General features: G+C 61.5%; 1 protein-coding gene. It reads left to right on the top strand.

What is annotated here, in order from left to right; genetic code table 11:
* A partial coding sequence (locus AC1DIX_RS27705; protein WP_477328544.1) for an efflux RND transporter permease subunit occupies positions 1 to 519 on the top strand: 519 nt, incomplete at both ends.

Genomic DNA, 519 nt, shown 5'->3' with positions numbered 1-519 from the left:
GAACGGGCTGCCGGCGGCCGGTATCGGCATCTTCCAGCTTCCCGAGGCCAACGCCATCGACGTCGCCAAGGATGTTGCGGCGAAGATGACCGAGCTTTCGAAAGGCTTTCCCCCCGGTCTCGCCTATACCGTGCCATTCGATACGACCAAATTCGTGAAGGCATCGATCGATGAGGTCTATGTCACGCTGATCGAAGCCGGCGTTCTCGTGCTGATCGTTATTCTCGTCTTCCTGCAGGATTGGCGGGCGATGCTGGTTCCGGCGACGACGGTGCCGGTGACGATCATCGGCGCCTTTGCGGCCATGGCGGCGCTCGGCTTCACCGTCAACCTCTCGACGCTCTTCGCCATCGTGCTGGCGATCGGCATCGTCGTCGATGACGCCATCGTCATCGTCGAAGGTGTTGCCCGCCATATCGAGGAAGGGATGCCCGGCAAGAAGGCCGCCGAGAAGGCGATGGACGAGCTCTTCGGCCCCGTGATCGGCATTACGCTGGTGCTGATGGCGGTATTCATTCC

This window comes from Massilia sp. 05N420 (assembly GCF_056397205.1).
This window is presented reverse-complemented; position numbering and strand designations above follow the sequence as displayed.